This is a genomic window from Dyella choica (assembly GCF_003977665.1).
Classification (GTDB): domain Bacteria; phylum Pseudomonadota; class Gammaproteobacteria; order Xanthomonadales; family Rhodanobacteraceae; genus Dyella_B; species Dyella_B choica.
Genome location: NZ_RYYV01000007.1, coordinates 170,433 through 194,163, shown reverse-complemented (window position 1 = coordinate 194,163; position 23,731 = coordinate 170,433). Strand labels below are relative to the sequence as shown.

Sequence of the window (23,731 nt, the reverse complement as noted above, 5' to 3'; positions counted from 1 at the left end):
CAGAGGGGGGGGCATGGGCGATAGTCTGAAAACGTTATTTGGCTGGTTTCCCGTGTTGCGGAAATTATTTCAGGCCAAAAATGCCGAGGAGTTCGACGATTTTCTTGATCGTCATTTTGAGGAATGCGTTCAACGCATGGAAGCCGAAGCGCATCACTTGACATCAGATAGCGAAGAAAAACTTTCCGCGTTTCTCGCCGCGGCCCTAAGCGTGCCAGGCCTTGCCGTGATCCGTGAGGGGTACAGCAACGGGCGCGTCGATCTGACGATCAAATCGGAAAGCATGACATTTCCGCAACGGCGCCTGGCCGAGGCGAAAATCTACGCGGGGCCGGATTACCATGAGCGGGCCATTGAACAACTGATCTCTCGTTATTCCACTGGGCGGCAAAGCCGCGGCTATGTCGTGGAGTACATCAAAAAGCCTGGCATTGCCGCGCTTGTGCTCAAACTACGCAAAAGGGCAGATGCTGATCTCCCAGCACGTCAGCATGGGGAAACGTTCGATCACCGAATGAAGTGGGCCTATGCCAGCAATCACTGGCATTCCAGCGAAGAGCTGATTCATGTCGTCCACATCAATGTAAATCTTCACCGGTGACGCTTTGAAATGAAGTGCGACCCGCAAAGAGCATCGAACCGTCTGAACCGGCACTTCGCCTTGAGTCCTTTGCCTATGGCGGACGATTGATTGGGGGAGCGCAAAGAGCGCAATGAGCGTGGCTATGCCTGATGTTTCGCAAGCAGGGTTTCCAACTGGGTGCGATGCGGCATTCCGCCGCGAGCGCCAAGACGTGTGACGGATAGCGCTGCGGCGGCGCAAGCTTTGCGCACGGCGACTGCCAAGCCTTCATGCAAGAATACGGCAAGGGCTGCGTTGAAGGTGTCACCGGCACCAGTGCTGTCGACGGCATCTACGGCGAAACCTGCTTGATGTTGCGGCTCACTTTCCTCTCGAAACCAAGCGCCTTCGGCACCACGGGTCAGCACTACCGGGCATGGTGCGCGACGCATCAGGCTGAGAAAATCTTCGTCGGCATCGGCACCGAGCAGAATGGCCAGTTCGTGCTGATTCGGAGTGATATAGCGAGCCAGTTGCAGACACTCCGTAGGCAAGCGTTGCGCAGGCGCGGGATTGAGAATGACTGGAACGCGCAATGCGTGTGCTGTGCGCAACGTGGCTTCAACGGTTTCGAGCGGAATTTCCATTTGCACCAGAACGGCATCGGCGCTGGCGATCAAGTGCTGTGCCTTGGCGACATGGGATGGCTGCAGGTGTGCGTTGGCACCCGGCACCACGACGATTTCGTTTTCGCCGCCGGCAACGGTAATGGAAGCCGTGCCGCTGCTACAGTTTTCGATTCGCGCGACGTGTGAGATGTCGACGCCCTCGTGCTTCAGTTCTTCGCACATCGAAGTCGCGAAGGCATCGTCGCCCACGGCGCCGACCATGTGCACCTCGGCGCCGAGCCGGGCCGCTGCCACGGCCTGATTGCCGCCTTTGCCACCGTGTACGGAAAGAAAGCGCTCGCCGAGCAAGGTTTCCCCAGGGGCAGGAAAGCGCTGCGCCACGGTGACCAGATCCATATTGATGCTGCCGACGACGACGATGCGGGGCATGGAGGCTCTCTAGAAAGGGGTTCTTCCATGTGAGGGTAAACGTAGAAGCGAGCGTGGCGATAGGTAGTGCACGCGGATGCGTCTGGCGGCTCGCGTCACCTTGAAAGCCATCGCCACGACCCCGACGCTGAGTACTTTCAGCCCTGGAGCCGAGCATGATCGAGCTGCATTACTGGCCCACGCCGAACGGCCACAAGATCGCCTTGTTCCTGGAAGAGTCCGGCCTGCCCTATGCCATCAAGCCGGTGAATATCGGCAAGGGCGAGCAATTCGAACCGGCGTTTCTCAAGATTTCCCCCAACAACCGCATGCCGGCCATCGTGGATACCGCACCGGCGGATGGCGGCGATGCGATCAGCGTGTTCGAATCGGGTGCGATCTTGCAGTATCTGGCCGAGAAAACCGGACGCTTCCTGCCCAAGGATCCGCGTGGCCGCGCGACCGTGATGGAATGGCTGTTCTGGCAGGTCGGCGGGTTGGGCCCGATGCTGGGACAAAACCATCACTTCAACCGCTACGCGCCGGAGAAGATTCCCTACGCCATCGACCGCTATGTACGCGAAACCCGTCGCTTGTACGGCGTGTTGGACAAGCGCCTGGAAGGGCGGGACTTCATCGCCGGCAGTGAGTACAGCATCGCCGATATGGCGGCGTATCCATGGATCGTGCCGTATGAAAGCCAGGGCATGCAACTGGAGGATTTTCCGCCTTTGCAGCGCTGGTTTGAGCGTATTCGTGGTCGCGATGCCACGCGCCGGGCGTATGCGATCGCCGATACGATCGAGGGCAAGACGGATTTGCGCACGGACGAGGAAGCGCGCCGGTATTTGTTCGGGCGGTAGCTTGGTCTGAACTGTGTGCAAAGAGAAAGCCCGCCTTTCCGGCGGGCTTCTTCTAAGGACTCAATGGCGCCCGGCCCACGCCGGAATCGCCCTGCAACAGCGGCGGTGGCGCGCCGGCCACGGCGAGCAGGGATTGCGCGTAGCCATCTTCCATCGTCACCGTGGACACCTCGTCCCAGGCAAAGAACGAAGGCTCGCATAGCCACTCCGCGTCCGGAGTGATTTCCTGCATGTTGAAGCCGTCTTCCTCGACGCTGATCAGACGGCCGATGTAGCAGACCTCGGACTCGTCTTCGCTGTCCACGTGCACGCCGATCACCGGCGCCATGGCGCTCGCGGCCTGCACGACGTCGCGAATGCCATCCAGCGGGAAGCTGCGGGGCAGGCGGGGCACCAGGTTTTTCAGTACCAGCGCCTTCTCCATGAAGACGGCATGCTTGTCCGGGGTTTCCAGTTCCGTGATGTCGCGATGCCGCATCACATACATGCCGTCGTAGGTAACGCCGTCACCTACTACCCAAAGCAGAAAAAATTCACGGCCCACGCTTGCGACATAACCGCAGAAGCTGCCGTGTTCCAATTCGCCGCGCCATAGCCGCACCAGCTGCTGCTTTTGCTGCGCTTCGCGCAGCTGCGCGCGCGAGCCGGTGGCCTTCAGTTCAATGATCGTACCCATGGGGGCCATTTTATCAGAGGGGGTCTGGCGGCTTGTTTACAGCGCGCTAACGACCCCCTTAAAAAGACAAATAATAAACAAAAACAATAATATATCGAAAAAAGAGGGGTTCAGAGGATGTAGCGGCTGAGATCCTCGTCCTTGACCAGACTACCTAGGTTTTTGTCCACATATTCGGCGTCGATCAGGTAGTTTTCGCCGGATTTGTCCGCAGCTTCGTAGGAAATCTTCTCCAGCAAGCGCTCCATCACCGTGTGCAGGCGGCGGGCGCCGATGTTCTCGGTGCGCTCGTTCACCTGGTAGGCCACCTCGGCCAGGCGGTCGATCCCGGTCTCCTCGAAGCTGAGGCTTACGCCCTCGGTACCCAGCAGAGCGACGTACTGCTTGGTCAACGCATTGTGCGGCTCACGCAGGATGCGCTTGAAGTCGTCCACCGAGAGCGCCGCCAGCTCCACCCGGATCGGCAGGCGGCCCTGTAGTTCCGGAATCAGGTCCGATGGCTTGGCCAGCGAGAAAGCGCCCGAGGCGATGAACAGCATGTGGTCGGTCTTGATCGGGCCGTACTTGGTGGACACGGTGGAGCCTTCCACCAGCGGCAGCAGGTCGCGCTGCACACCCTCGCGGCTTACGCCCGCCCCACCCCAATCGGAGCGCTGGGCGATCTTGTCGATCTCGTCGATGAAGACGATGCCGTTCTGTTCGGCCGACTCCATGGCTTGCGCGCGAATTTCCTCGTCGTTGAGCAGCCGGGACGCCTCTTCATCGATCAGCAGCGGCCGCGCGGCCTTGATCGCGAGCTTGCGCTTCTGGGTGCGCGCGCCACCCAGGTTCTGAAACATCTGGCGCAGTTGCTGGCCCATTTCCTCCATGCCCGGCGGCGACATGATCTCCACGCCGATGTTCATGGCGACGTCGAGTTCGATCTCGCGATCCTCCAGGGCACCTTCGCGCAGCTGCTTACGCAGCTTCTGGCGCGTGTCGCTTTCCAGCGTCGAGGCCGGCGCGGGGTCGTGCGACCAGTCGGTCGGCGACATGCGGCGCGGCAACAGCGCATCCAGAATGCGATCCTCGGCGCGGTCTTCGGCCTGTGTGCGCACCCGCTTCATGGCCTGCTCGCGGGTGAGCTTGTAAGCCACGTCGGCGAGGTCGCGCACGATCGACTCCACATCCTTGCCGACATAGCCCACTTCGGTGAACTTGGTCGCTTCCACTTTCACGAACGGCGCATTGGCCAACGTTGCCAGACGGCGCGCGATCTCCGTCTTGCCCACGCCGGTAGGACCGATCATCAGGATGTTCTTGGGTGTCACTTCTTCGCGCAGCGCCGGTTCCAGCTGCATGCGGCGCCAGCGGTTGCGCAACGCGATCGCAACAGCGCGCTTGGCGTTGTGCTGGCCGATGATGTAGCGGTCGAGTTCGTTGACGATTTCACGAGGGGTGAGTTCGGACATGGGTTTAAATCCGCAATAGGGAGCTCAGGATGGAAGAACGCGTGTACGCGCGGAGGATGAGGTTTCGCGACTGAAATCAAAGTTCTTCGATCGTGGTGTTGTGATTGGTGTAGATGCAGATGTCGCCGGCAATCTTCAACGCGCGCTCGACAATGGCGCGAGCGTCCAGATCGGTGTTCTCCAGCAACGCCAGCGCCGCGGACTGTGCATAGGGTCCGCCGGAGCCGATGGCGATCAGGCCGTGCTCCGGTTCCAGCACGTCGCCGTTGCCGGAGATCAGCAGCGAGCTTTCCTTGTCGGCCACGGCCAGCATGGCTTCGAGGCGCCCCAGACGGCGATCGGTGCGCCATTCCTTGGCCAGTTCGACGGCGGCGCGGGTGAGGTTGCCGCTGTACTTGTCCAGCTTCAGTTCGAACAGTTCGAACAGCGTGAACGCGTCGGCGGTGGCGCCAGCGAACCCGGCCAGCACGTTGTTGTCCTTGCCCAGGCGGCGGATCTTGCGGGCGTTGGCCTTCATCACGGTGTTGCCGAGCGTGACCTGGCCGTCGCCGCCGATCACGATACGTCCATGGCGGCGCACCGAGACGATGGTAGTGGCGTGAAAGGATTCCATGCAGGACTCCGTAAACAGTGAATTCGCCAAAAGTGGGGCCGCGTGAAGGGAATCCAAGCCGTCCAAGGACGCCGCTCCTCCTGCTTGCCTGATTGGCTATGTCTCGGGTGGCGGGTATCCGCTCCCTCTCCGGGGTGTATTAGGGGACCCAGCCTTCCTTGCTCCTCCTCCAGCAAGCAGGAGAGAGAGCTGCATTCGGACGGTCATTTTCTGCGTGCGCGCGGATGCGCCGCGTCATACACCTTCGCCAGGTGCTGGAAATCCAGGTGCGTGTAGATCTGGGTCGTCGCGATGTCGGCGTGGCCGAGCAGCTCCTGTACGGCACGCAGATCGCCGGAAGACTCCAGCATATGGCTGGCGAAGGTATGCCGCAGCAGATGCGGATGGACGTGCTTGGCGAAGCCCTGGCGCAAGGCCAGTGTTTTCAGGCGCGTCTGCACAGTGCGTGGACTGATCGGAGCGCCGTTGCGGCCGCGGAATACCGGCGATTCGGGCTCCCGGCCTTGCGCGTCACCCAGGCTGCGCAGCGCGGCGACGGCATGCCGGCCCACCGGAACGATGCGCGTCTTGCGGCCCTTGCCGAGTACGCGCACTTCCCCGGCATCGAGGTCCAGGTCCAGCCAGCGCAAGCCGGTCAATTCGGAAAGACGCAAGCCGGAGGAATAGAACAGTTCCAGCATTGCGCGATCGCGCACATCCAGCGCGCCATCGCCTTCCACCAGCGCGGTGGCTTCATCAACGTCCAGCACCTGCGGCAATTTGCGATGCACCTTGGGTCCGCGCACGCCGGCCAGCGGATCGTGCGCCAGCAAAGCTTCGCGCGTGAGCTGGCGGAACAGACTGCGGCATGAGGAAAGCAGGCGCTGCAGGCTCTTGGGCGAGAGGCCTGCGCGATGTTCGGCCGCCACGAAGCTGCGCATGTGATGCGGCTTCAGCTGCTCGAAGGCGGCAATCTGCTGCTTCTGCATGTAGCGCAGCAGCTTGTCCAGATCACGGCGGTAACCGGCGATCGTATGCGGCGACGCTTTGCGTTCGCTGCCCAGCCGTGCGAGCCATGCCTCGACTTGGGGCTCGGCTTCCATCGCTGCGTTCAAGCCCCGTCCTGCATCCGTGCCAGCGCAGCGGTGACCGTCGCCGCGATCATCTTGAGGAACACCGTGCCCATGCCCGGCTGGAAGTGATCCGGGTCCCTGCTGCCCAGTGCGAGCATGCCCATTTCGCCCAACGGCATCAGGGCGGCCGACTTGATGAGTGGTGCATGCATACCGAACAGCCGCTGCAGGCGCTCGACGGACAGGCGTCCGGAGATCGGCCCGTGGTGGGCCTGGAAATCTGCGAATTCCGGCATGGCGGCGCGGCCGTCGGGCAGCTGCAGCAGCCAGTCGGCCGGCGGCAGCATCGGCGGGCCGAACAGGATCAGGCGGGTCTGGTCGGTGCTGAAATCTTCCGACAGCTTGGCCACCACGCTGCGCGCCGCCACGACCGGTGTATTGGCGCGCAGCACGGCCACATTGAGCTCGTGTACGCGCTGCATCAAACGCTCGTTCTCGGCGGCGATGGCCGTGAGTTCGGCGAGCTTGCGCTCCAGTTCGCTGTTTTTGTCGCGCAAGGCCTGCAACTGATACGCCGCAAGCGATGCCACGGCGCCCTGTTCGCGCGGCAAGGTCAGCAGCGTGGCCAGTTCCGGATAATCACTGAGGAAGCCCGGATGCAGCCGCAGATACGCCGCCACATCGCTGGCTTTGATGGTTTCGTCGAGCAGGGCATTGGACATGCGCGGAACCTCTGTAAACCCTGGCCGCAGTGTGCGATGGACGGCGCCCCGGCATCAATCACCTAGCATCCAGCCATTCACCTTCATAGACGAATGCCGCCGGCCCAGTCATCCACAAGCGCTCCCCGGGACCGGCCCAATGGATCTCAAGCGTGCCGCCGGGAAGTTCGACCTGCACCTGCGCATCCACTTCGCCACGGCGCCGCAGCACCGCCATCGCCGCGCAGGCGCCGGTGCCGCAGGCCAGCGTCCAGGCCGAGCCGCGTTCATGCACGCGCAGACGCAAATGTCCTCGCCCCAGCTTCTGGACGAAGCCGGTATTGGCGCCTTCCGCAAAACGCGCGTGGCCGGTCACGGCCGGCCCAAGCTGCTGCAGGGCCGGCGACTGAAGATCGTCAACCACTACTACGGCATGCGGATTGCCCATGGAGACCGCACCGATGTCCAGCGCGAGTCCATCCACGTCCAGCGTGTAGCGATCGGTAGCCGCCGAAGCATCGAAAGGAATCTGCGCCGGCTCGAAGACCGGCTCGCCCATGTCCACCGTGACGCGATGTGCGTCGAGCAGGCGCACCGTCACCGGACCGGACGGGCTTTGGATCTGTACGGCCTCGCCTATCGCCAGCGCACCCGCACGCTGCAGCCACGCAGCCACGCAACGTACGCCATTACCGCACTGGCCCGTCGGCGAACCATCGGCATTCCAGATGCCGTAATAGCAGGCGCTAAGCCCGTCGCGTGCCGGTTCCACGCTCAGCAACTGGTCAAAGCCGATACCGGTGTGGCGATCGGCCATCGCGCGAATGGTGGCGGGATCCAACGCGAGCACGCCTGCGCGGCTGTCGATCACCGCAAAATCGTTGCCGGCGCCGTGCATCTTGGTAAAACGCAAGCTCATGCCGTTGATCGCGTGGTCAGTTTCCACCCAGCGGCCTGGTTTCGGCGCTGCTGGCGCTGGCCGGAGCCGCGGCCGGATGCGCCGGAGCCGGACTGGGCGCAGCTTGAGCGGCCGGCGGCGGATAGTACAGCGGGCCCTTGTTGCCGCAACCGGTGACCGCGGCGAAGGCGAGGCAGGTCGGCAGCAGCAGCAGAATCGATCGGCGCATTGAGTGAGATCCGTCGGAAAACGCCCGCAGTATAGCCAAGGCTCGACGTTTCCACCGTTATCATGCCTACCCCGTCTGTCTGTCATGCGTAGGCTTGGGTGCGAACCCCGGCATCGCTATGTTTACGTATGGCGATGCTGAGGTTTGCACCCCAACCTCCATGACGTTGGAGTGCCCGATGAACTGGAACGAAGTGCTGCGCCTGCCCACCACTCTGCTGCTCATGCTCACGGGCGTGGTCCTGTTGCTTGTCCTGGCGCAGCTGTTGGCCGCACGCCAGCATGTACGCAACCGCCGCCATCTCGCCGCCGCAGGGCACTCATTGCTGCTGGTGGTCTTGCTGTTGGTCGCCGCCCTGCTTGGGGGCACAGCCATGTCGCTGCGCGGGTACCGATTTTTAAGTGAAGAGCAGCCGGTGGCGCAGATCGATGCCCGCATCCTGTCGCCGCAGCGCTGGGCGCTCACTCTAACCTGGCCGGACGGCGCCGCCCGCAAGCTGATGCTGGCCGGCGACGACTTCCAGATCGATGCCATCGTGCTGAAGTGGAAGCTGCCCGCCATGCTTGCCGGCGTGCCGCCGCTGTACCGGCTCGATCGCCTGTCCGGCCGCTATGACGACGCCAGCCAGGAAACCACTGCGGCACGCACGGTAATCGATTTCAGCCAGGCCGGCGCGGGTGACCTGTTCGATTTGAAGAAACAGGTGCCGGGCTGGTTCCCCGAGGTGGATACAGTGTTCGGCAGCGCTGCCTTCCTGCCGCTGGTCGACGGCGGACATTACAGCGTGAGCCTGATGCGCACCGGCGCGCTGGTGGCGCGCCCGGACGAAGCCACTGCCCAGCGCATCGGGCAGTCCTTTGGCGGTTGATGGGTGTCAGGCGGGGTGACTGAACTGCGCCATTATCCCAATCAACGCAACGATCACCAGCAACGCAGCCCATCCGTAGCGGTCGCCGAACGGAATCGGATGCGGTTTCTGCTTCTGCTTGAAATCCGCCTCCACCTTCTTCGCATCCAGCGTCCAGCCACGCTTGCAGATGTCGCAGGCAAGAAAGTACTGCTTCTTCGTGACCCAACGAAATACGTAGTACAGGTGCGAGTATTGGTATTGCAGCATCAAGCGAAACGGCTGGTTCTTTTCGCACGTCTTGCAATCGCGATGCTCGACCACGTGCAGCGCTGCGTTCTTGCCGCGCGTTCCCCAGATGATCATGTTTTCCCCCTTCCTTTTGCTGGAATCCGTGCCTTGGTGCCGGCTTGCCGCTGCGTTCCCCTGCAGAGCCAGTCACGCCAACCGATCATGACAACAATTCAAAACTGACGCCACCAGGGCACCGCCGTTCGCCCGTACCCAACCATGCATGAATCGCAAAAAGTCACGCCAAGGCATTGTCACAGCGGACTGCTAGATTCGCCCTACCGACAACCTTCATTGCAGGCAACAAAAGGGGAGAACGCATGAAACATATCGCACTCGTCGCCATGGTCACCGGTCTTGCCGCGATCACCACCGCTGCCGCCCAGCAGCCGGTACGTGACGTCAGCGCCAAGCGCCATCCCAACATCGCCGCCGCCCAGCGGCTGGTCGACCAGGCCTACAAGCGTGTTACCGCTGCGCAGCAGGCCAACGAATTCGACCTGGGCGGTCACGCGGCCAAGGCCAAGGAACTGCTCGACCAGGCCAACGCAGAACTGAAGCAGGCCGCGGAAGCTTCCAACGACAACCATCGCTGATCGTTGCGCTCAGCGGGGGCCTCCCCTGGCGGGAGGCCTTTGCTTTTGTCAGGCTAGCGCCTTCTGGTAGACGAAGGCGTCTGAACCGTCTTCGTAAAAGCCTTTTTTCAGCGGCCCAGCCCGCCGATAACCCAGCCGCTCGTAGAGCCGGACCGCGCTTTCGTTGTCGACGCGTACCTCCAGTCGCAACGACTGGCAACGCCGCTGTCGCGCAGCGGATTCGGCCGCCTCGATCAAGGCCGTGCCCACGCCCTTGCCGCGTGCTTCGGGCAGGCTGGCGATCGAATACAGGCGCGCCACGCGACTGCCCTTGCGGAAGAAAACCATGGCCGTGCCCAGGAAGCGGCGATGGTTCGCACTGGCCACCAGCACGCGCGCCGAATCGCTGTCCAGATGACGGCGAAACTGCGCACGGCTGATCCGGTCACTGTCGAACGTGGCCTGTTCCAGTGCGACCAGGTCATCAAGATCGGAAAGTTCGGCGCGGCGCACCCGCACGGGGGCGGTGGCAGGCGTCTGGCTCATCAGCGGCACTCACGAGTTACGGCGGGCAGGGCAAGCGCGGCACTCTAGTGCACTGCGTGCCGGAAATCATCCAGTTTTTGCCGCGCGCCTGCTATCCGGCAGGGAGGGGGCCGGCGGTGCGTTTAAGCCAGCTTCATCGGCCGCTCTTGTGCGCCCCGTCAAGCTGAAAGACACTGCCGCCTTGCGCTGCGCCGCCTCGTTCCCCTCGACGCGACTTCCGTTCCTCCTGCTTCTCCTTGAGGTGTCATGACCCGACTCGTCATCGTCGTCGAGAAAGCTTCCGACTGGGGCTCCTACTATCCATCCGTCGACGTCGTCAGCGCCATGGACTATTTGCGCGAGCCGGTGGGCGGCGACGAGGAGCGCACCCACGTAATCAACCTGTGCCGTAACTACAAGTACCTGGGCACGGGCTACTACGTCTCGCTGCTGGCCGAAGCGCGCGGACATCGCGTGATGCCGTCCGTGCGTACCGTCAACGACCTGCGCCGTCGCTCGCTGTACGGCATTGCCATCGACGATCTCAATGCCAAGCTCACGCACTTCCTGCCGGCCGGGGGGCGCGACACCACCGACTTCGGCATCCTGGTCTATTTCGGCGAAACCGCCTACCCCGCCCTGCAGGACCTGGCGCGGCAGGTGTTCGAGATGTTTCCGTGCCCGCTGCTGCGCATCGAGTTCGAGCGCGAGCGCGTCTGGCAGATTGCGTCAGTGAAACCGGTTGGCCTGCATACGCTGGACGACGCGCAGGAGGACGCTTTCGCGGCGGAACTGGACCGCTTCTCCAAGAAACTGTGGCGCAAGCCTCGCGCAAGGCGGCTGTACCGCTACGACCTGGCCATGCTGGTCGATCCGAACGAAAGCATGCCGCCGTCGAACAAGAAGGCATTGAAGTCGTTCATCGCCGCCGGCAAGGAGCTAGGTATAGAAGTCGACCCGATCGGCAAGAACGACTACCAGCGCCTGGCCGAATACGACGGCCTGTTCATTCGCGAAACCACCGCCAGCGACAACCACACCTACAGCTTCGCGCATCGTGCCGAACGCGAGGGCATGGTGGTGATCGACGACCCCAGCTCGATCCTGCGCTGCACCAACAAGATCTTCCTCAACGATTTGATGGTGGCACGCAAACTCGCCGTGCCGCGCACCGAGATCCTGTACCGCGACGATGCGAAAGGCCTGCGCGAGGTCGCCGAGAAGCTCGGTGTTCCGCTGGTGCTGAAAATTCCTGACGGTTCGTTCTCACGCGGCGTGGTCAAGGTGGAAAGCGAAGAGCATCTGGAAAAAGCTGCTGCCGAGCTGTTCCAGCACAGTGCGCTGTTGCTGGCGCAAGAATTCGTCTACACCGACTTCGACTGGCGCATCGGCGTGTTCAATCGCGAGCCGCTGTATGCATGCAAGTACTACATGTCGCGCGGCCACTGGCAGATCTACAACCACGGTGCCCAAGGCACGGCCAAATCCGGCGGCTTCGAGACCATTCCTGTGCGCGATGCACCGGCCGAGGTGTTGAAGCTCGCGCTCAAGGCCACCGGTGCTGTAGGCGATGGGCTGTATGGCGTGGACCTGAAGCAGGTTGGCGACAAGGTGGTGGTGATCGAAGTGAACGACAATCCCTCGATCGACGCTGGCGTGGAAGACCGATACCTGGGCGAAGACCTTTACCGGCGCATCATGCAGGAACTGCTGCGCCGCATGGAGCGCAAGCGCATGGGCCTCGTCGCATAGAAGTGACTGGAGCGGGGCGAGAGAGCAAGAAATCGTGGTATCGCGCTCCCCTCTCACTCCTTTTGACTCTCTCCCACTTTCAAGGGCTATTCCGGCCACCCTTCCCTGGGTGTACCGGAATGGCTGGCGCGTTCCTTCGCGCTGACCGCCAAGCCGCGACCACTCCCTTCCAGCCGGCGATCATCCTCTTTGAATGCGGCCCTCCGGCCGCCATGGCTCCACTGCCAAGCGGAATTCGATCTAAAGAACTCTGAATAAGTTCAGCGTTTCTGCGGGCCAGGGATGGCCCGCCGCAAATCAGGCGCGTAAGCGCTTGATTTGCCGTAGCCGCGTCCGGGCGCGTACCGGACACGGCGCGGAAGTCCGTGACGGACTTTTTCAGACCACCCCTAAGTTTTAGTTCCAGATCAACTGCGAGGGATGGCGGCGGCGTTGCCGGCGCAGGCTCAGCAATTGCGTCGGCAGGCTAGGTTCCAGCGTAAGCGCCACCGCGAGCGGCGCGATGAACAGCCAGAAAAACGGCGTCCAGCCGAGCCATGCCGTATGGGCTGGAACAAGGGTCGTGGCAAGCAGCAAGCTGCCGGCGAAAAGCCATAGCAAAGCCACGGCCAGAAGACGGGGATGACGACTGACATCGACGGATTTGCTACGCATGGGCGAACTCCGGAGCTGCACGATGGATGCAGTTTGCCCGGCGCTCGTCTCATAGGTTGCGATGCATAGGTAAACGTGTTCGACAGGCATGCACAGCCTTGGCAGCGTCAATGCGGCGTGAAATGGCGGCTCGGCGACTCGCCCGGGGCTGACAAAGCTCATGCATCACTGAACGCCAGGTGTGCATTCGGTCGCAAAGATCGCCATCCATGCGCCGTCGTCTTGACCGTCATGTGACTTTCGGCCTACTTTGCAGTTGGCCCGCCGGGGAGGGTGGGCCGACGTGTCGGGGAGACACGCTGTCCATTCTTGAGTCTTTCATTTCATCTCACATGGCGGGGAGGGGTAACTCATGCCCATTGATTTGCATAAGTCGTCGTTTCGACGGCATGCGCTGTGGCTGTCGGTCGTATCCGCATTGCTTTGCGCAACTTCAGTCCACGCACAGGACACCAGCAGCACCACGCAAGACAACAAGAAAACCAAGCAACTACAGCAGGTCGTCGTTACCGGTACGCGCAGCACCACCCGCACGGTGAGCGAGTCACTGGCACCGATCGACGTATTGAGTCCCAAGGACCTCACCGCGACCGGCGCGGGAGACCTGGCGAGCGCGCTGAACATGCTTTTGCCGTCATTGGATTTTCCCAAGCCGGCCATCAACGACGGCAACGATGCGTTGCGCCCGGCGACCTTGCGCGGCCTTTCGCCCGATGACGTATTGGTGTTGGTCAACGGCAAGCGCTATCACACCTCCGCGCTCGTCAACTACAACGAAAGCGTGGGTCGCGGCTCGGCGCCGGTGGATCTGAATTCGATTCCGATTTCTGCGATCGACCACGTCGAAGTGTTGCGTGATGGCGCTTCGGCGCAATACGGTTCGGACGCTATCGCCGGCGTGATCAACATCATCCTCAAAGGCGCGCCCGGTCCCGGCAAGAACAGCATCGATGTCTACGGCGGCGTGATGGATGCCGGCGACGGCGAAAACAATGGCGTGGAGGGTTCGGTAGCCATTCCCCTGGGCGGCGAGCTGGGCAAGGCGCCCGGCTGGGCGCGCTTCTCGTGGAACTACCAGAGCGTGATGAATACCAATCGCGCCGAGAACAGAAATCCGACCTTCAATTATCCGCCGCGTGACTTCATCAACAATCCCTATCCGCCACCGACTCCTTACGAGCGCTACGGTGAGCCTGCAGAGAAGGTCTTGCAGGGCGTGATCAACCTCGATTACCACCTTGGGGGTACCCTCGAACTGTACGGCAACCTGATCTTGGGCAAGCGCGATGTGACCTCCAACGGCTACTGGCGTATGTGGAACAACCCTGATCGCAACGTGACCGCGGTCTATCCCAACGGCTTCCTGCCGCACATCGTCAATCCGACCCGTGATTACCAGGGCACGTTGGGGCTCAAGGGCCAGGCCTGGGGATGGAACTGGGATCTCTCCGGCACCTATGGCGAGAACGACCTGATCTTCGACATCACCAATTCCATCAACACCAATCTGTACCATTCCACCGGTTACTCGCCGACGCATTTCTTCTCCGGCAGATATGCCACCAAACTGGGTGTCCTGGATTTCGACGCCGTGCGCGAATTCAGTCCGGGCTTCCTCAAGAACCCGCTGACGGTGGCGTGGGGCGTGGAATACAAGAAAGACGAATACGACGTAGGTGCAGGCGAGCCGGCATCCTGGTATTTCAATCCCAACGCGCTCGATCCCAGCGGCAACGTCTATCCGGGCGGCTCGCAGGTATGGCCGGGCATTACGCCGGATCTCGCCGGCAACTTCAGCCGGCATAACTACGCGGCTTATCTCGATCTTGAGAACGACATCACCGACAAGTTCTCCGCAGGCGCGGCGGTACGCTACGAGAAGTATTCCGGCAACGTCGGCTCGGTGGTTTCCGGCAAGCTGTCAGGGCGCTACCAGCTCACCGACAACTTTGCGCTGCGCGCCACCGCCTCCAACGGCTTTCGCGCACCCTCAATGGCACAGGTCAACTACAGCTCTACCGTCACGCTGGTGTCGAACGGCCAACTCGTGCAGGTAGGTACGCTGCGGCCGAACAATCCATTGGCCATCGCGTATGGCGCCAAGCCGCTGACGCCGGAAAAATCGTCGAACTTCTCCTTCGGCGCGGTGTTCTCGCCGTCCGATCGAATCAACGCCACCCTGGACGTGTATCAGATCCGCATCTGGCACCAGATCCTGTACAGCGATCCGCTCACCAACACCAATCCCAACTTCCCGCAGATCTCGCAGCTGCAGTTCTTCGTCAACGGCGGCGACACACGCACCCGCGGCGCGGACCTGGTGGTGAACTACAACCAGGATCTCGGCAACTGGGGGCGTCTGAACAACGGCGTCAGCGCCAACTACAACCAGGTGCATATCGAGTCGATCAGCAATCCTGCCCTGCTGGGTTCCTACAACCAGGGCCTGCTGACCAAGGGTACGCCGCGCACCAAGTACTCGCTGTACAGCGATTGGCTGAAAGATGGATGGGATGTGCACGCGGACCTGGTCCGTTACGGTTCGGTCACCGACGTCTCCGACCCCAGCATCGGCCTGGTCGGGCAGAAGTTCTCGGCGCGCTGGCTGATGAACCTGGCCGTCAACTACAACCTGCAAAGCTGGACCTTCGCTGCCGGCGTGGACAACGTCACCAACCAGTATCCGACCAAGGTGGCGCTGTCGAACAACGGTGGTTATGAGGACCGTTTGAACGGCCTGCAGTATTCGGCGTTGTCGCCGTTTGGCTTCGACGGCCGCTATTACTACGGCAAAGTGACCTACCACTGGTAAGCGAACAGGAGACTGCAGGAAGCCCTCTCCTCTACCTGTAGGGGAGGGGGTGTCACGTAGCGATTGCGCATCATCACGACGCAAAGCGCCTACAATGGATGGCCACGCAGGAGCAGCCGCATGTCCCATCCCCTGAATTTCGCCGTCTTCGGCCACCCGATCGCCCATAGCCTGTCGCCGCAAATCCATCAGGCCTTCGCGCGGCAGTTCGGTATCGCGCTGGAATACCGCGCCATCGATGCGGCACCGGAAGAATTCGCCGATGCGGTGAAGCGGTTTTTCGACGGCGAAGACAGCCGTGGCGCAAACGTCACCTTGCCGCACAAATCCGCCGCTTTCGCCCTGGCCGACGAGCGCACGCAAGCCGCTACGCGCGCAGGCACTGCCAATGTGCTAACGCATCTGGCAAATGGACGTCTATCCGCCCATAACACGGACGGTGCCGCCTTGGTGCGCGACCTTACCGACCGTCACGACCTCGACTTGCGCGGTCACGACGCACTGCTGCTCGGCGCCGGGGGTGCAGCTCGCGCGGTAGCCTGGTCGCTGTTCGAAGCGGGCGTCCAGACGCTGACCATCGTCAACCGCTCGCCCGAGGCAGCCGACTCGCTTGCCGATGCCATCGGCGAGCCGGCGCGCGTGCATACGCGCTACTGGGAAGACCTCGCCAACATCGGCAGCTTCGACCTGATCGTCAATGCCACCTCGGCCGGTACCCTGGGCCAGTCGCTCAGCCTGCCTTTCACGTTGCTTGGGTCGCGAGCCACCTGCTACGACCTGGGCTACGGCAAATCCGCTTTCGGCTTTGTCGCGTGGGCGCGTGCGGCTGGCGCCCGTTATGCGTATGACGGCCTCGGCATGCTGGTGGAACAGGCGGCTGACACCTTCGAACTGTGGCATGGCAAGCGCCCCGACTCGGAACCGGTGTATCAAGCGCTGCGCGCGCAAAGTTCGTAAACGTGAGCATGCAGTGCCGCGCGGGTTGTGGTGCATGCTGCATCGCGCCGTCGATCACTTCACCGATTCCCGGCATGCCGAACGGCAAGCCGGCTGGTGTTCGATGCGTCCAACTGGCTGACGACAACCGTTGCCTAATTTTCGGCAAACCTGAGCGCCCCGGTTTCTGCGGCAGCTTACGACCATCGGCGGAGATGTGTGGGAATGACCGCCAACAGGCCATGCTTTGGCTGGACCAAATGGAGCAACTGACTGCGCCATGAAAAACGGGAGGCGTGACGCCTCCCGCTTCCCATCGGCGCTTATGCCCGGCCAAAACTGGCCCGGTAGGCTTCGGCCGCGTCTTCCCGCGTATTGATCTCAACCACGACGCCGCCAGGGATCTTGCAGAAGAAGCGCGAACCCCGCACATGCCGGATCACATCGGTCTCGAACACGACACCGGCCGCCTTGAAGTCTTCATAAAGGGCGAGGACATCGGCTGCACTGGGCAATTCGAACCCGATATGAAAGTTGTTGGGCCAGTGCACCGCGCGATCGGTAGCGTCTTCGACGACGATGTCGAAATCGTGCCGCTTCAGGATCTTGCTGCTGCCGAAGTCCGAAACAGAGCAACCGAGATGCCGGACAAAAAAGGAGGCAGTCGCACTCACATCCTGCGAAGGAAAGCTGATGTGATTGAACTTCATGGTGCTGGAAACATTAAGCATTGCAGACTCCACTAAAGAAGGAGCCGCTTCATTTCCGAGCATGGTCGCGGGATAGGTCGCATTGCAGACGCCACACAACACCCAGCAACCACGGCTCGAAAGAGCAGTGGCTGAATTGGGCGTTGGTTGACGTGAACGCTTACGGCTACCGAACGGCAGCGAGCCGGATTATATATCAGCCTGGGGACTGAATCGTGCCCATGGGCGCGTCATGCAGCCATGCATCTGGCGGATCAGCTGGCCATCGCCGCAGCGCGATTTGCCAGCAGCCACTTGCCAAGACGGGCCTTCGCCGAACGCAATTTGTCCATCTGCTCGTCAAGTGAGCGCATTTGTGCTTCCAGGACTGCGCGCAGTTCCTGGCAGCCAGGCTGTGGCGTGATGAGGTACGGAATGGCACTGCGGATGATCTGCAACGGCAGGCCCACGGATTGGCCCAATCGGATGAAGCGGATTTCCTCCAGGACGCGTTCCGGATAGTCCCGATAGCCATTGGCCAGGCGTACCGGTGGCGTTATCAGGCCTTCGCGTTCGTAATAGCGCAGCGTGTCGCGCGTGACGCTCGCACGTTTGATCAGCATCCCCGTTCTCATGCCCACTCCTTCTTCCTGGCCATCGTCGTTTCAATGCTCTTGACCTGGGGCTTAGGTCCCGACTTTAGACTGCCCCCAGTGCCACAACGGATAGGGGTATATGAGGGAATTGGCGTTTATCAAGACCCGGCGGGTTCAGTGGCGATCGGTGGCGTCACCGATTTTGGGAGGCCCGGGGGAAGCCCTGGTACGGCCGGTGATTGCCGCCCGCTGCGATGGCGACAACCTGCCGATCTTCAATCATGTGACTACCGCTCTCAGGGCGGGCGTCGCGTTGCATTATTTCGATCCGCTAGTGTCGGAGCTGCTGGGGCCATATCCCTATGGCAAACCGTTTGCGATCGGACACGAATGTATTGCCGAGGTGATCGAGTGCGGCGAGGAAGTCAAGCAAATCCAGAAAGGTCAGCTAGTCATCGTACCCTGGTCGGTATCGTGCGGAAGTTGTCCGACTTGTCATACAGGACACACCTCCCATTGCACTCAGGCCGGCAGTAGCTTGCTCTCTGGCTATGGCTTTGGCGCCTCGATGGGGCCATGGGGTGGAACCGTTTGCGACCTGCTACGCGTACCATTCGCCGATGCCATGCTGGTACCGGTACCGGCGGATATCGAGCCACTCAAACTCGCCAGCGCCAGCGACAACATGCCTGATGCCTGGCGCAGTGTCGGTCCGGCACTCGCCCAGCGACCGGGTGCACCGGTGCTGGTGGTTGGTGGTGGAGCGCGCAGTATCGGGCTTTATGCTGCCGGCATGGCGGTTGCGCTCGGCGCCTCGCGCGTGGACTACGTCGACTACGATCCCGAGCGGCTTCGCATAGCTGAAGCGCTTGGTGCCAGTGCGATAGAGAGTAAGCGCGGCGCCGCTTGGTTCGATCGTCACGCGCCACGCGTGCATGGGGGTTATCTCGTTTCCGTAGACGCCAGCTCCACCGCCGCCGGGCTGCGCTACGCGCTGCGTTCCTTGGCGCCGGGTGGGAACTGCACAGCCGTAGGTTTCTATTTCGCCAGGCAGACTGGCTTGCCGCTGATGCAAATGTACGCCAATAGCACGACATTGCACGTGGGTATTTCGCACCCTAGGCGCGACCTGCCAGACGTCATCGAACTGGTGCGGCAAGGCCTATTCGATCCCCTCAAGGTCGCGACGCTGGTCGCCGACTGGGACGATGCGCCGCACGCCTTTACCACCCGGACGACGAAGGTGATCGTCGCACGCGAACCTTATGGGCGAGTTGGCGGCAACCGATGGTGATCAAACTGAAGGTCCACCGTTGCCTGATTAGCGCTATGTCTCAGTTGGCGGGAATCTGCTCCCTCCCCTACGTGTAGTAGGGGAGGGCTGGGGTGGGGTGAAGCAGCCTCGCGGTGAACTCAAACACGGCGGCAAGCTCGTGCAACCCCACCCAAGCCCTCCCCTGCAAGCAGGGGAGGGAACTACCTATCGTGCAGCTGAGATTCGAAGCTAATCAGGCACCGTTGGGGGTGGCGGCCGCCATGGAGCTGGAACATCGTGGCCTTCGGCAACCAGTAGCGTATCCAGCGGCGGAATCGTGGCCCCGACCAGGTCCAGCCCTTTCACCAGGCGGCAGCCGCGAGCGATGGTCGCGAATCGAGAGTGTTTCTCCCAGCCCGCCAAGGGTCACGGCGGACTGTTCCGGTGCCGTGAGGTAGATCGCCATGTCGATTGCTCCTCTGCCTATTCGTCGACGTACTACTGGGAGGTGCTTTCAGGCTATCGCGGAGTGTTGGCGGAGGGTATCGGGTTGATCGTATCAACTGCTATCGGTTGCCGGAGGTTCGCTGCGCTCCAACGGTGCCATTCAACAGTAATACCCCGTCACCTCTACGTTGTGCCAGCTGTCCGCTTGCGAGGGCGAGAATTGTTGCATTGGCGCTCTCGGCCTCGAAGGCAAACCGCCCAGCCAAGGTGTCGCGCGCTAGCGCGACGTTTCTTTTTTGCGGAGTGTACGCAGTCTCGTCAGAGGTGCTGCACTGCCGTTTCAGCTGAGGAGTCGAATATGTTGAATCGTCTTCGTATCAAGCTGTTGATGACCGCCATGAGTCTTGCCGCGGTGGACTCATGGGCCGCGCCGACGAACGATGCCGCGATGGTTGGCCTTCATCACGCCACCTTGCTGCGCCAGGGCGACACGGTGGTGGGGCCACTGCTATCGTCCCAGCCCTTGCATGTGGTGGTTGCGCTGAAACCGCGCAACCAGGATCAATTGGATGCCTATATGGCGATCCCTGGCTTCAAACCGCTGACGCCGGAACAGTACGATGCGAAATACGCGCCCACGCAAGCGCAGGCCGATGCAGTGGCCAACTACCTCCGTCGCGCGGGCTTGACCGACGTGAGGGTCGGGCCCAATCGACTAATGGTGGAAGCTTCCGGTCCAGTAGATGCCGTGCAGGTGGCATTTGCCACTCACCTTGTGCAGGTGCGTACGCACGATGGTCGCGATGGCTACGCCAATGCCAGTGATGTGCAAATTCCGGCAGCCTGGCAAGGCTCCGTAGTCGCCGTGCTTGGTATGCAGAATGTGCACAGGCTGCGTACGTATGTCCGTTCCGGAGTGAGAACCGCAGACCCCTTGCTGCCGGGAGCAGTCTTTCCGCACAACCCTACCGATTTTCCTGTCATCTACGGGGCGCGCAATCTGCCTTCCGCGACCTCGGTTACGCCGGGCATCATCACCGCAGGCGATATGACGGCAGCGAAAGCCCACCTGAAGCTCTTCACCGCGATCGATGGCTTGCCCAGTGTCAACGTGATCGTGGTCGGTCCCGGCAGTAGCGATACAAGCGCCAATGTCGAGTGGGACTTGGATACGCAGGCCATCGTCGGGATGGGCGGCGTACGGTCGCTGGTGCTGTATGACGGCGTGTCATTGAACGATCCCGATATCTACTCCACGCTCTACCTGGCACTGACTGACCAAGTCAACCTGCCACCGATCATCAATATCTCGTTGGGCGAGTGCGAGAACGACGCTCGGGCGAGTGGCTTAGTTGCCAGCGACGTGCTCTTCCAGGCCGCGCAGAGCCAGGGCCGCACCTTCTCCGTCGCTTCCGGCGACTCGGGCGCCGACGAGTGCGGCAATGGAGGCACGACACCTTGGTATCCGGCGAGCTCGCCCTATGTGATCGCGGTGGGGGGTACTACGCTTTCCGCCACACCGGTGCTCAATAGCTGGAGTGGCGAGACGGCATGGACCGGCGGTGGGGGAAGCCCCAGTACGTTCGAACCGATACCGTCATGGCAACGCAACGTTGCTGGAATCACCAACCAGACGTATCGCGCCGTACCGGATATTGCCTACGACGCGGACACGAATTCCGGAGCCTTGATCGTCACCGATAGCAGCGTGCTGGGAAGGCCAGCGGGCACGCCGGTGATCACCCCGCTCGCCGGCACCAGTCTCGCCTCACCGATATTCGTCGGCGCGTGGGTTCGCATCATCCAGGCCAAGGGCTACAACCCGGGCTTCGCATCCCCCAAACTGTATGCGCTCGCGCAAAGTCGGTTCTACGCGACCGCCTTCCACGACATTACCTCCGGCAACAACATCAGTACTCCCGGCGGCAGTAACGGCTATTTCGCCGGGCCTGGCTGGGACTACACCACCGGCTGGGGCAGCCTAGTCGCCGATCAGGCGGTGAATCACATCCACTAGCGAAGGCTGTGCGATCGCTCCGGTCCCTCGCTGTTTGTAGTTGGGGGCCGGAGTTTCGCTGGCCGTTGGGAGCCACTCTCGATTCGCAGCATGCCACCGGCAAACTTATCGAGTGCGCATCGACTCGTGCCCGGTCATGGTCGAGTACAAGCGCCACAGCAACGAGAGCATCGTCAACCAGGGGCCGCTCTATCTCAAAGAAGCCTTACATACCAAGTCGGAAATTCCATACGCGACACAAAACTTCAAGGCTGGATGCTCTCTTGCGAGGGCATGCGATGCGATGCGCCCAACCAAGCACAGATTTGGCCTTTCTAAACGGGAGCCCGTGCTAGCGTGAGCGAACAGGGGGCATCACTTGTGGGGAGAGCTGCACCATGTTGTTGCCGAGAGGGAGTTTCAGCCGTTGCCTGGCTGTGGCCGGGCTTGCTTTGACGTTGGGGGGTGTCGCGCAGGCGGCGCCGGATGGCAGCAGTCCGGTCGGTTCGGGCAATGTGACGGTGGCCGATCCCACCGTGCCGCGTCCGCAGGGCCAGCCGTGCGCGGTACAGCTTTTCAGCGACGACACGTTCAATGACTACAGTCCGCGGCCGTTCCAGTACACGCCGCCGGCCGGCTGCGGCACGCGCTGGTCGAAGGTGGTGCTGGAGGGTGATTTCTCGATCACTGCCGGCGTGCAGTACGACCGCACCGCCACCGTTTTCCTGGGTGGCGTGAATCTCTATTTCGGCACCACGCAGGAGCCAGGGTCCACCGAAGGGCGCAACTGGCATATCGAGCGCGATCTCACGGATTACAGCGCACTTTTCCGCCGTGCCGGCACGGGTCAGGCGTTTATCGGCAACATCGTCAATAGCATCTATACCGGCGTATTGCATGGCAGTGCGCGCTTGCTGTTCTACCCCGCATCGGTGGTGGCGCCCGCGCCGCGCGTGCCTGACGCGGTGTACCCCTTGGGTAGCGATCCGGTGGGCAGCACGGTGACCTTGAACAATTCCAGCAGCCAGATGGCAGCTACGCTGACCTTGCCGGCCAATGTGGAGCGCGCCTATCTGGACGTGTTCACGCAAAGCCAGAGCAATGACGAGTTCTGGTACGTCTGCGTGCCGGATCAGTACGCGGCCGAAGCCCAGGAGTGCGGCGGCGGCAATTTCCGCGAAGCGGAGGTCAGCATCGACGGCCAGCCGGCCGGCGTCGCGCCGGTGTATCCCTGGATCTATACCGGCGGCGTCGATCTGTACATCTGGAAGCCGACGCCTGGCGTGCAAACGCTGAACTTCATGCCCTATCGCGTGGACCTGACGCCATTCGCCGGCATGCTGAGCAACGGTTCACCACATACCGTAGCGGTCAGCGTACAGGGGGCAAACAGCTACTTCTCCGCCACCGCCAGTCTGTTGGTCTATCAGGACCAGGGCGCGAAGCAGGTAAGCGGTGCACTGCTGCGCAACACGCTGGTGGGCCAATCACCCACGCCGACCATCGGCAGCACGCTGCAGCAGGATTCGTCCGGCAACGTCAACGGAGCGGTCACTACCAATCTGAGCCGTCATTTCGTGATCGAAGGCTACGTCGATACCTCCCATGGCCGTGTCACCACCACCGTAGACCAGACGGTGGGCTTCGCGGATACGCAGTCCTTCGCCATCACTGCCACCGACTATCACCAGATCACCGATCAGCTCACCAGCGTCGAAGGCGTGAGCCGCAGCCGGATCGGCAGATTCCTCAGCGGTGAATTCAAGGCGCGTTTCCGCTATCCGCTGCATGTGGACTCCGACCAGGTCACCGAGTCGAACGGGGATTATTCGATCCTCACCAAGATCAAGCAGGGCTACGACCAGCACACGGGTTTGAGTCTAGGCGGCTTCCCGCTGTATTCGGCCGATGTGCACAACCATGTGGCGGGCTCCGACACGCTGGTGCTGAACAGCAGTTTCCACATCCTCAGCCATAGCGGCCAACAGGCTACGCAGGACTTTGCGTTCCACGACTCGCTGGGCAGCTGCTACCGCGGCAGCGTGAGTTCCGCCAACAACTTGGTCACGGCCTACCGCATCGGCCAGGACTGCCCGGGCGGACAGAACCGGGTGTTGTGGTTCTCGCATCCGGACGGGTCGCCCTATCTGGGCGACAGCCTGCTGCCCTGGTAAGGCGCGGGTGAACGAGGCGCCTCCTCCCGATGGCCGGAGGGGGCGCCGGCATGCTAGGTTTGCCGGCAGTCACTTGAGCCAAAGCGCTCGCTGGAGCCCT

The 23,731-nt window shown here is 61.9% G+C and carries 24 protein-coding genes; 11 read left to right on the top strand and 13 right to left on the bottom strand.

The window, feature by feature from the left end; all coding sequences use genetic code 11:
• The first annotated feature begins 13 nt into the window (after positions 1-13).
• On the top strand, positions 14-601 hold the full coding sequence (locus tag EKH80_RS11540; RefSeq protein ID WP_126684908.1) for a hypothetical protein: 588 nt from the start codon (positions 14-16) through the stop codon (positions 599-601).
• Positions 602-723: 122 nt separating this feature from the next.
• Here the strand turns inward: EKH80_RS11540 and rbsK are convergent, their stop codons facing one another.
• Positions 724-1,620 carry a ribokinase gene (gene rbsK / locus EKH80_RS11535; RefSeq protein ID WP_126684907.1) on the bottom strand — a complete coding sequence of 299 codons (897 nt, stop codon included), beginning with the start codon at positions 1,618-1,620 and terminating at the stop codon, positions 724-726.
• A gap of 155 nt (positions 1,621-1,775) precedes the next feature.
• On the opposite strand from rbsK, the gene EKH80_RS11530 reads away from it, so the two are divergent.
• A complete protein-coding gene (locus tag EKH80_RS11530; protein WP_126684906.1) occupies positions 1,776-2,462 on the top strand; it encodes a glutathione binding-like protein in 687 nt (228 codons plus the stop codon).
• 52 nt (positions 2,463-2,514) lie between these two features.
• Here the strand turns inward: EKH80_RS11530 and EKH80_RS11525 are convergent, their stop codons facing one another.
• The 7 genes from EKH80_RS11525 to lptM form a co-directional block, all read right to left on the bottom strand.
• Positions 2,515-3,138 (bottom strand): hypothetical protein, encoded by a 624-nt coding sequence (locus EKH80_RS11525; protein WP_126684905.1) that lies wholly within the window; start codon positions 3,136-3,138, stop codon positions 2,515-2,517.
• A 110-nt stretch (positions 3,139-3,248) separates the two neighbouring features.
• Positions 3,249-4,589 (bottom strand): ATP-dependent protease ATPase subunit HslU, encoded by a 1,341-nt coding sequence (gene hslU, locus EKH80_RS11520; protein WP_126684904.1) that lies wholly within the window; start codon positions 4,587-4,589, stop codon positions 3,249-3,251.
• Between the two features lie 76 nt (positions 4,590-4,665).
• Positions 4,666-5,202 carry an ATP-dependent protease subunit HslV gene (gene hslV / locus EKH80_RS11515; protein WP_126684903.1) on the bottom strand — a complete coding sequence of 179 codons (537 nt, stop codon included), beginning with the start codon at positions 5,200-5,202 and terminating at the stop codon, positions 4,666-4,668.
• Positions 5,203-5,405: 203 nt separating this feature from the next.
• Entirely contained in the window at positions 5,406-6,284 is an 879-nt protein-coding gene (gene xerC / locus EKH80_RS11510) for a tyrosine recombinase XerC (protein ID WP_126685001.1), read from the bottom strand.
• A gap of 8 nt (positions 6,285-6,292) precedes the next feature.
• Positions 6,293-6,976 carry a DUF484 family protein gene (locus EKH80_RS11505; protein ID WP_126684902.1) on the bottom strand — a complete coding sequence of 228 codons (684 nt, stop codon included), beginning with the start codon at positions 6,974-6,976 and terminating at the stop codon, positions 6,293-6,295.
• Between the two features lie 58 nt (positions 6,977-7,034).
• On the bottom strand, positions 7,035-7,874 hold the full coding sequence (dapF, locus tag EKH80_RS11500; protein WP_126685000.1) for a diaminopimelate epimerase: 840 nt from the start codon (positions 7,872-7,874) through the stop codon (positions 7,035-7,037).
• Positions 7,875-7,890: 16 nt separating this feature from the next.
• A complete protein-coding gene (lptM, locus tag EKH80_RS11495; RefSeq protein WP_126684901.1) occupies positions 7,891-8,082 on the bottom strand; it encodes an LPS translocon maturation chaperone LptM in 192 nt (63 codons plus the stop codon).
• Between the two features lie 178 nt (positions 8,083-8,260).
• On the opposite strand from lptM, the gene EKH80_RS11490 reads away from it, so the two are divergent.
• Positions 8,261-8,950: a hypothetical protein gene (locus EKH80_RS11490; RefSeq protein ID WP_126684900.1), complete on the top strand. Its 690-nt coding sequence runs from the start codon at positions 8,261-8,263 to the stop codon at positions 8,948-8,950.
• Positions 8,951-8,956: 6 nt separating this feature from the next.
• Here EKH80_RS11490 and EKH80_RS11485 read toward each other — a convergent pair whose 3' ends face one another.
• Positions 8,957-9,295, bottom strand: a complete 339-nt coding sequence (locus EKH80_RS11485; RefSeq protein ID WP_126684899.1) for a DUF3149 domain-containing protein — start codon at positions 9,293-9,295, stop codon at positions 8,957-8,959.
• A 245-nt stretch (positions 9,296-9,540) separates the two neighbouring features.
• Between EKH80_RS11485 and EKH80_RS11480 the strand changes: the two genes are divergently transcribed.
• A complete protein-coding gene (locus tag EKH80_RS11480; RefSeq protein WP_126684898.1) occupies positions 9,541-9,816 on the top strand; it encodes a hypothetical protein in 276 nt (91 codons plus the stop codon).
• A 48-nt stretch (positions 9,817-9,864) separates the two neighbouring features.
• Here EKH80_RS11480 and EKH80_RS11475 read toward each other — a convergent pair whose 3' ends face one another.
• Positions 9,865-10,341, bottom strand: a complete 477-nt coding sequence (locus EKH80_RS11475; RefSeq protein WP_126684897.1) for a GNAT family N-acetyltransferase — start codon at positions 10,339-10,341, stop codon at positions 9,865-9,867.
• Between the two features lie 246 nt (positions 10,342-10,587).
• Between EKH80_RS11475 and EKH80_RS11470 the strand changes: the two genes are divergently transcribed.
• Positions 10,588-12,072, top strand: a complete 1,485-nt coding sequence (locus EKH80_RS11470; protein ID WP_126684896.1) for a RimK family protein — start codon at positions 10,588-10,590, stop codon at positions 12,070-12,072.
• 396 nt (positions 12,073-12,468) lie between these two features.
• On the opposite strand, the gene EKH80_RS11465 is transcribed toward EKH80_RS11470, so the two are convergent.
• Positions 12,469-12,726 carry a hypothetical protein gene (locus EKH80_RS11465; RefSeq protein ID WP_126684895.1) on the bottom strand — a complete coding sequence of 86 codons (258 nt, stop codon included), beginning with the start codon at positions 12,724-12,726 and terminating at the stop codon, positions 12,469-12,471.
• 364 nt (positions 12,727-13,090) lie between these two features.
• Between EKH80_RS11465 and EKH80_RS11460 the strand changes: the two genes are divergently transcribed.
• The 3 genes from EKH80_RS11460 (at position 13,091) to EKH80_RS11450 (ending at position 16,758) form a co-directional block, all read left to right on the top strand.
• Entirely contained in the window at positions 13,091-15,538 is a 2,448-nt protein-coding gene (locus tag EKH80_RS11460) for a TonB-dependent receptor plug domain-containing protein (protein WP_425481142.1), read from the top strand.
• A gap of 120 nt (positions 15,539-15,658) precedes the next feature.
• Positions 15,659-16,495 carry a shikimate dehydrogenase gene (gene aroE, locus EKH80_RS11455; protein ID WP_126684893.1) on the top strand — a complete coding sequence of 279 codons (837 nt, stop codon included), beginning with the start codon at positions 15,659-15,661 and terminating at the stop codon, positions 16,493-16,495.
• 8 nt (positions 16,496-16,503) lie between these two features.
• Positions 16,504-16,758: a YkgJ family cysteine cluster protein gene (locus tag EKH80_RS11450; RefSeq protein WP_126684999.1), complete on the top strand. Its 255-nt coding sequence runs from the start codon at positions 16,504-16,506 to the stop codon at positions 16,756-16,758.
• Between the two features lie 39 nt (positions 16,759-16,797).
• Here EKH80_RS11450 and EKH80_RS11445 read toward each other — a convergent pair whose 3' ends face one another.
• Together EKH80_RS11445 and EKH80_RS11440 are read right to left on the bottom strand one after the other, a co-directional pair.
• Positions 16,798-17,247: a VOC family protein gene (locus tag EKH80_RS11445; protein WP_230473629.1), complete on the bottom strand. Its 450-nt coding sequence runs from the start codon at positions 17,245-17,247 to the stop codon at positions 16,798-16,800.
• 191 nt (positions 17,248-17,438) lie between these two features.
• Entirely contained in the window at positions 17,439-17,786 is a 348-nt protein-coding gene (locus EKH80_RS11440; RefSeq protein ID WP_158628826.1) for a MerR family DNA-binding transcriptional regulator, read from the bottom strand.
• Positions 17,787-17,946: 160 nt separating this feature from the next.
• On the opposite strand from EKH80_RS11440, the gene EKH80_RS11435 reads away from it, so the two are divergent.
• The 3 genes from EKH80_RS11435 to EKH80_RS11425 all read left to right on the top strand — a co-directional run bounded on the left by EKH80_RS11435 (position 17,947) and on the right by EKH80_RS11425 (position 23,631).
• A complete protein-coding gene (locus EKH80_RS11435; protein ID WP_230473627.1) occupies positions 17,947-19,053 on the top strand; it encodes a zinc-dependent alcohol dehydrogenase in 1,107 nt (368 codons plus the stop codon).
• Positions 19,054-19,819: 766 nt separating this feature from the next.
• Positions 19,820-21,478 (top strand): S53 family peptidase, encoded by a 1,659-nt coding sequence (locus EKH80_RS11430; protein WP_158628825.1) that lies wholly within the window; start codon positions 19,820-19,822, stop codon positions 21,476-21,478.
• A 377-nt stretch (positions 21,479-21,855) separates the two neighbouring features.
• A complete protein-coding gene (locus EKH80_RS11425; protein ID WP_230473625.1) occupies positions 21,856-23,631 on the top strand; it encodes a peptide-N4-asparagine amidase in 1,776 nt (591 codons plus the stop codon).
• The last annotated feature ends 100 nt before the right edge of the window (positions 23,632-23,731 follow it).

Excerpts from the sequence above, each read along its gene's own strand:
- EKH80_RS11540 (WP_126684908.1), top strand. The coding sequence starts at position 14 with ATGGGCGATAGTCTGAAAACGTTATTTGGCTGGTTTCCCGTGTTGCGG.
- rbsK (WP_126684907.1), bottom strand. The coding sequence starts at position 1,620 with ATGCCCCGCATCGTCGTCGTCGGCAGCATCAATATGGATCTGGTCACC.
- EKH80_RS11530 (WP_126684906.1), top strand. The coding sequence starts at position 1,776 with ATGATCGAGCTGCATTACTGGCCCACGCCGAACGGCCACAAGATCGCC.
- EKH80_RS11525 (WP_126684905.1), bottom strand. The coding sequence starts at position 3,138 with ATGGGTACGATCATTGAACTGAAGGCCACCGGCTCGCGCGCGCAGCTG.
- hslU (WP_126684904.1), bottom strand. The coding sequence starts at position 4,589 with ATGTCCGAACTCACCCCTCGTGAAATCGTCAACGAACTCGACCGCTAC.
- hslV (WP_126684903.1), bottom strand. The coding sequence starts at position 5,202 with ATGGAATCCTTTCACGCCACTACCATCGTCTCGGTGCGCCGCCATGGA.
- xerC (WP_126685001.1), bottom strand. The coding sequence starts at position 6,284 with ATGGAAGCCGAGCCCCAAGTCGAGGCATGGCTCGCACGGCTGGGCAGC.
- EKH80_RS11505 (WP_126684902.1), bottom strand. The coding sequence starts at position 6,976 with ATGTCCAATGCCCTGCTCGACGAAACCATCAAAGCCAGCGATGTGGCG.
- dapF (WP_126685000.1), bottom strand. The coding sequence starts at position 7,874 with ATGAGCTTGCGTTTTACCAAGATGCACGGCGCCGGCAACGATTTTGCG.
- lptM (WP_126684901.1), bottom strand. The coding sequence starts at position 8,082 with ATGCGCCGATCGATTCTGCTGCTGCTGCCGACCTGCCTCGCCTTCGCC.
- EKH80_RS11490 (WP_126684900.1), top strand. The coding sequence starts at position 8,261 with ATGAACTGGAACGAAGTGCTGCGCCTGCCCACCACTCTGCTGCTCATG.
- EKH80_RS11485 (WP_126684899.1), bottom strand. The coding sequence starts at position 9,295 with ATGATCATCTGGGGAACGCGCGGCAAGAACGCAGCGCTGCACGTGGTC.
- EKH80_RS11480 (WP_126684898.1), top strand. The coding sequence starts at position 9,541 with ATGAAACATATCGCACTCGTCGCCATGGTCACCGGTCTTGCCGCGATC.
- EKH80_RS11475 (WP_126684897.1), bottom strand. The coding sequence starts at position 10,341 with ATGAGCCAGACGCCTGCCACCGCCCCCGTGCGGGTGCGCCGCGCCGAA.
- EKH80_RS11470 (WP_126684896.1), top strand. The coding sequence starts at position 10,588 with ATGACCCGACTCGTCATCGTCGTCGAGAAAGCTTCCGACTGGGGCTCC.
- EKH80_RS11465 (WP_126684895.1), bottom strand. The coding sequence starts at position 12,726 with ATGCGTAGCAAATCCGTCGATGTCAGTCGTCATCCCCGTCTTCTGGCC.
- aroE (WP_126684893.1), top strand. The coding sequence starts at position 15,659 with ATGTCCCATCCCCTGAATTTCGCCGTCTTCGGCCACCCGATCGCCCAT.
- EKH80_RS11450 (WP_126684999.1), top strand. The coding sequence starts at position 16,504 with ATGCAGTGCCGCGCGGGTTGTGGTGCATGCTGCATCGCGCCGTCGATC.
- EKH80_RS11445 (WP_230473629.1), bottom strand. The coding sequence starts at position 17,247 with ATGCTCGGAAATGAAGCGGCTCCTTCTTTAGTGGAGTCTGCAATGCTT.
- EKH80_RS11440 (WP_158628826.1), bottom strand. The coding sequence starts at position 17,786 with ATGCTGATCAAACGTGCGAGCGTCACGCGCGACACGCTGCGCTATTAC.
- EKH80_RS11430 (WP_158628825.1), top strand. The coding sequence starts at position 19,820 with ATGTTGAATCGTCTTCGTATCAAGCTGTTGATGACCGCCATGAGTCTT.
- EKH80_RS11425 (WP_230473625.1), top strand. The coding sequence starts at position 21,856 with ATGTTGTTGCCGAGAGGGAGTTTCAGCCGTTGCCTGGCTGTGGCCGGG.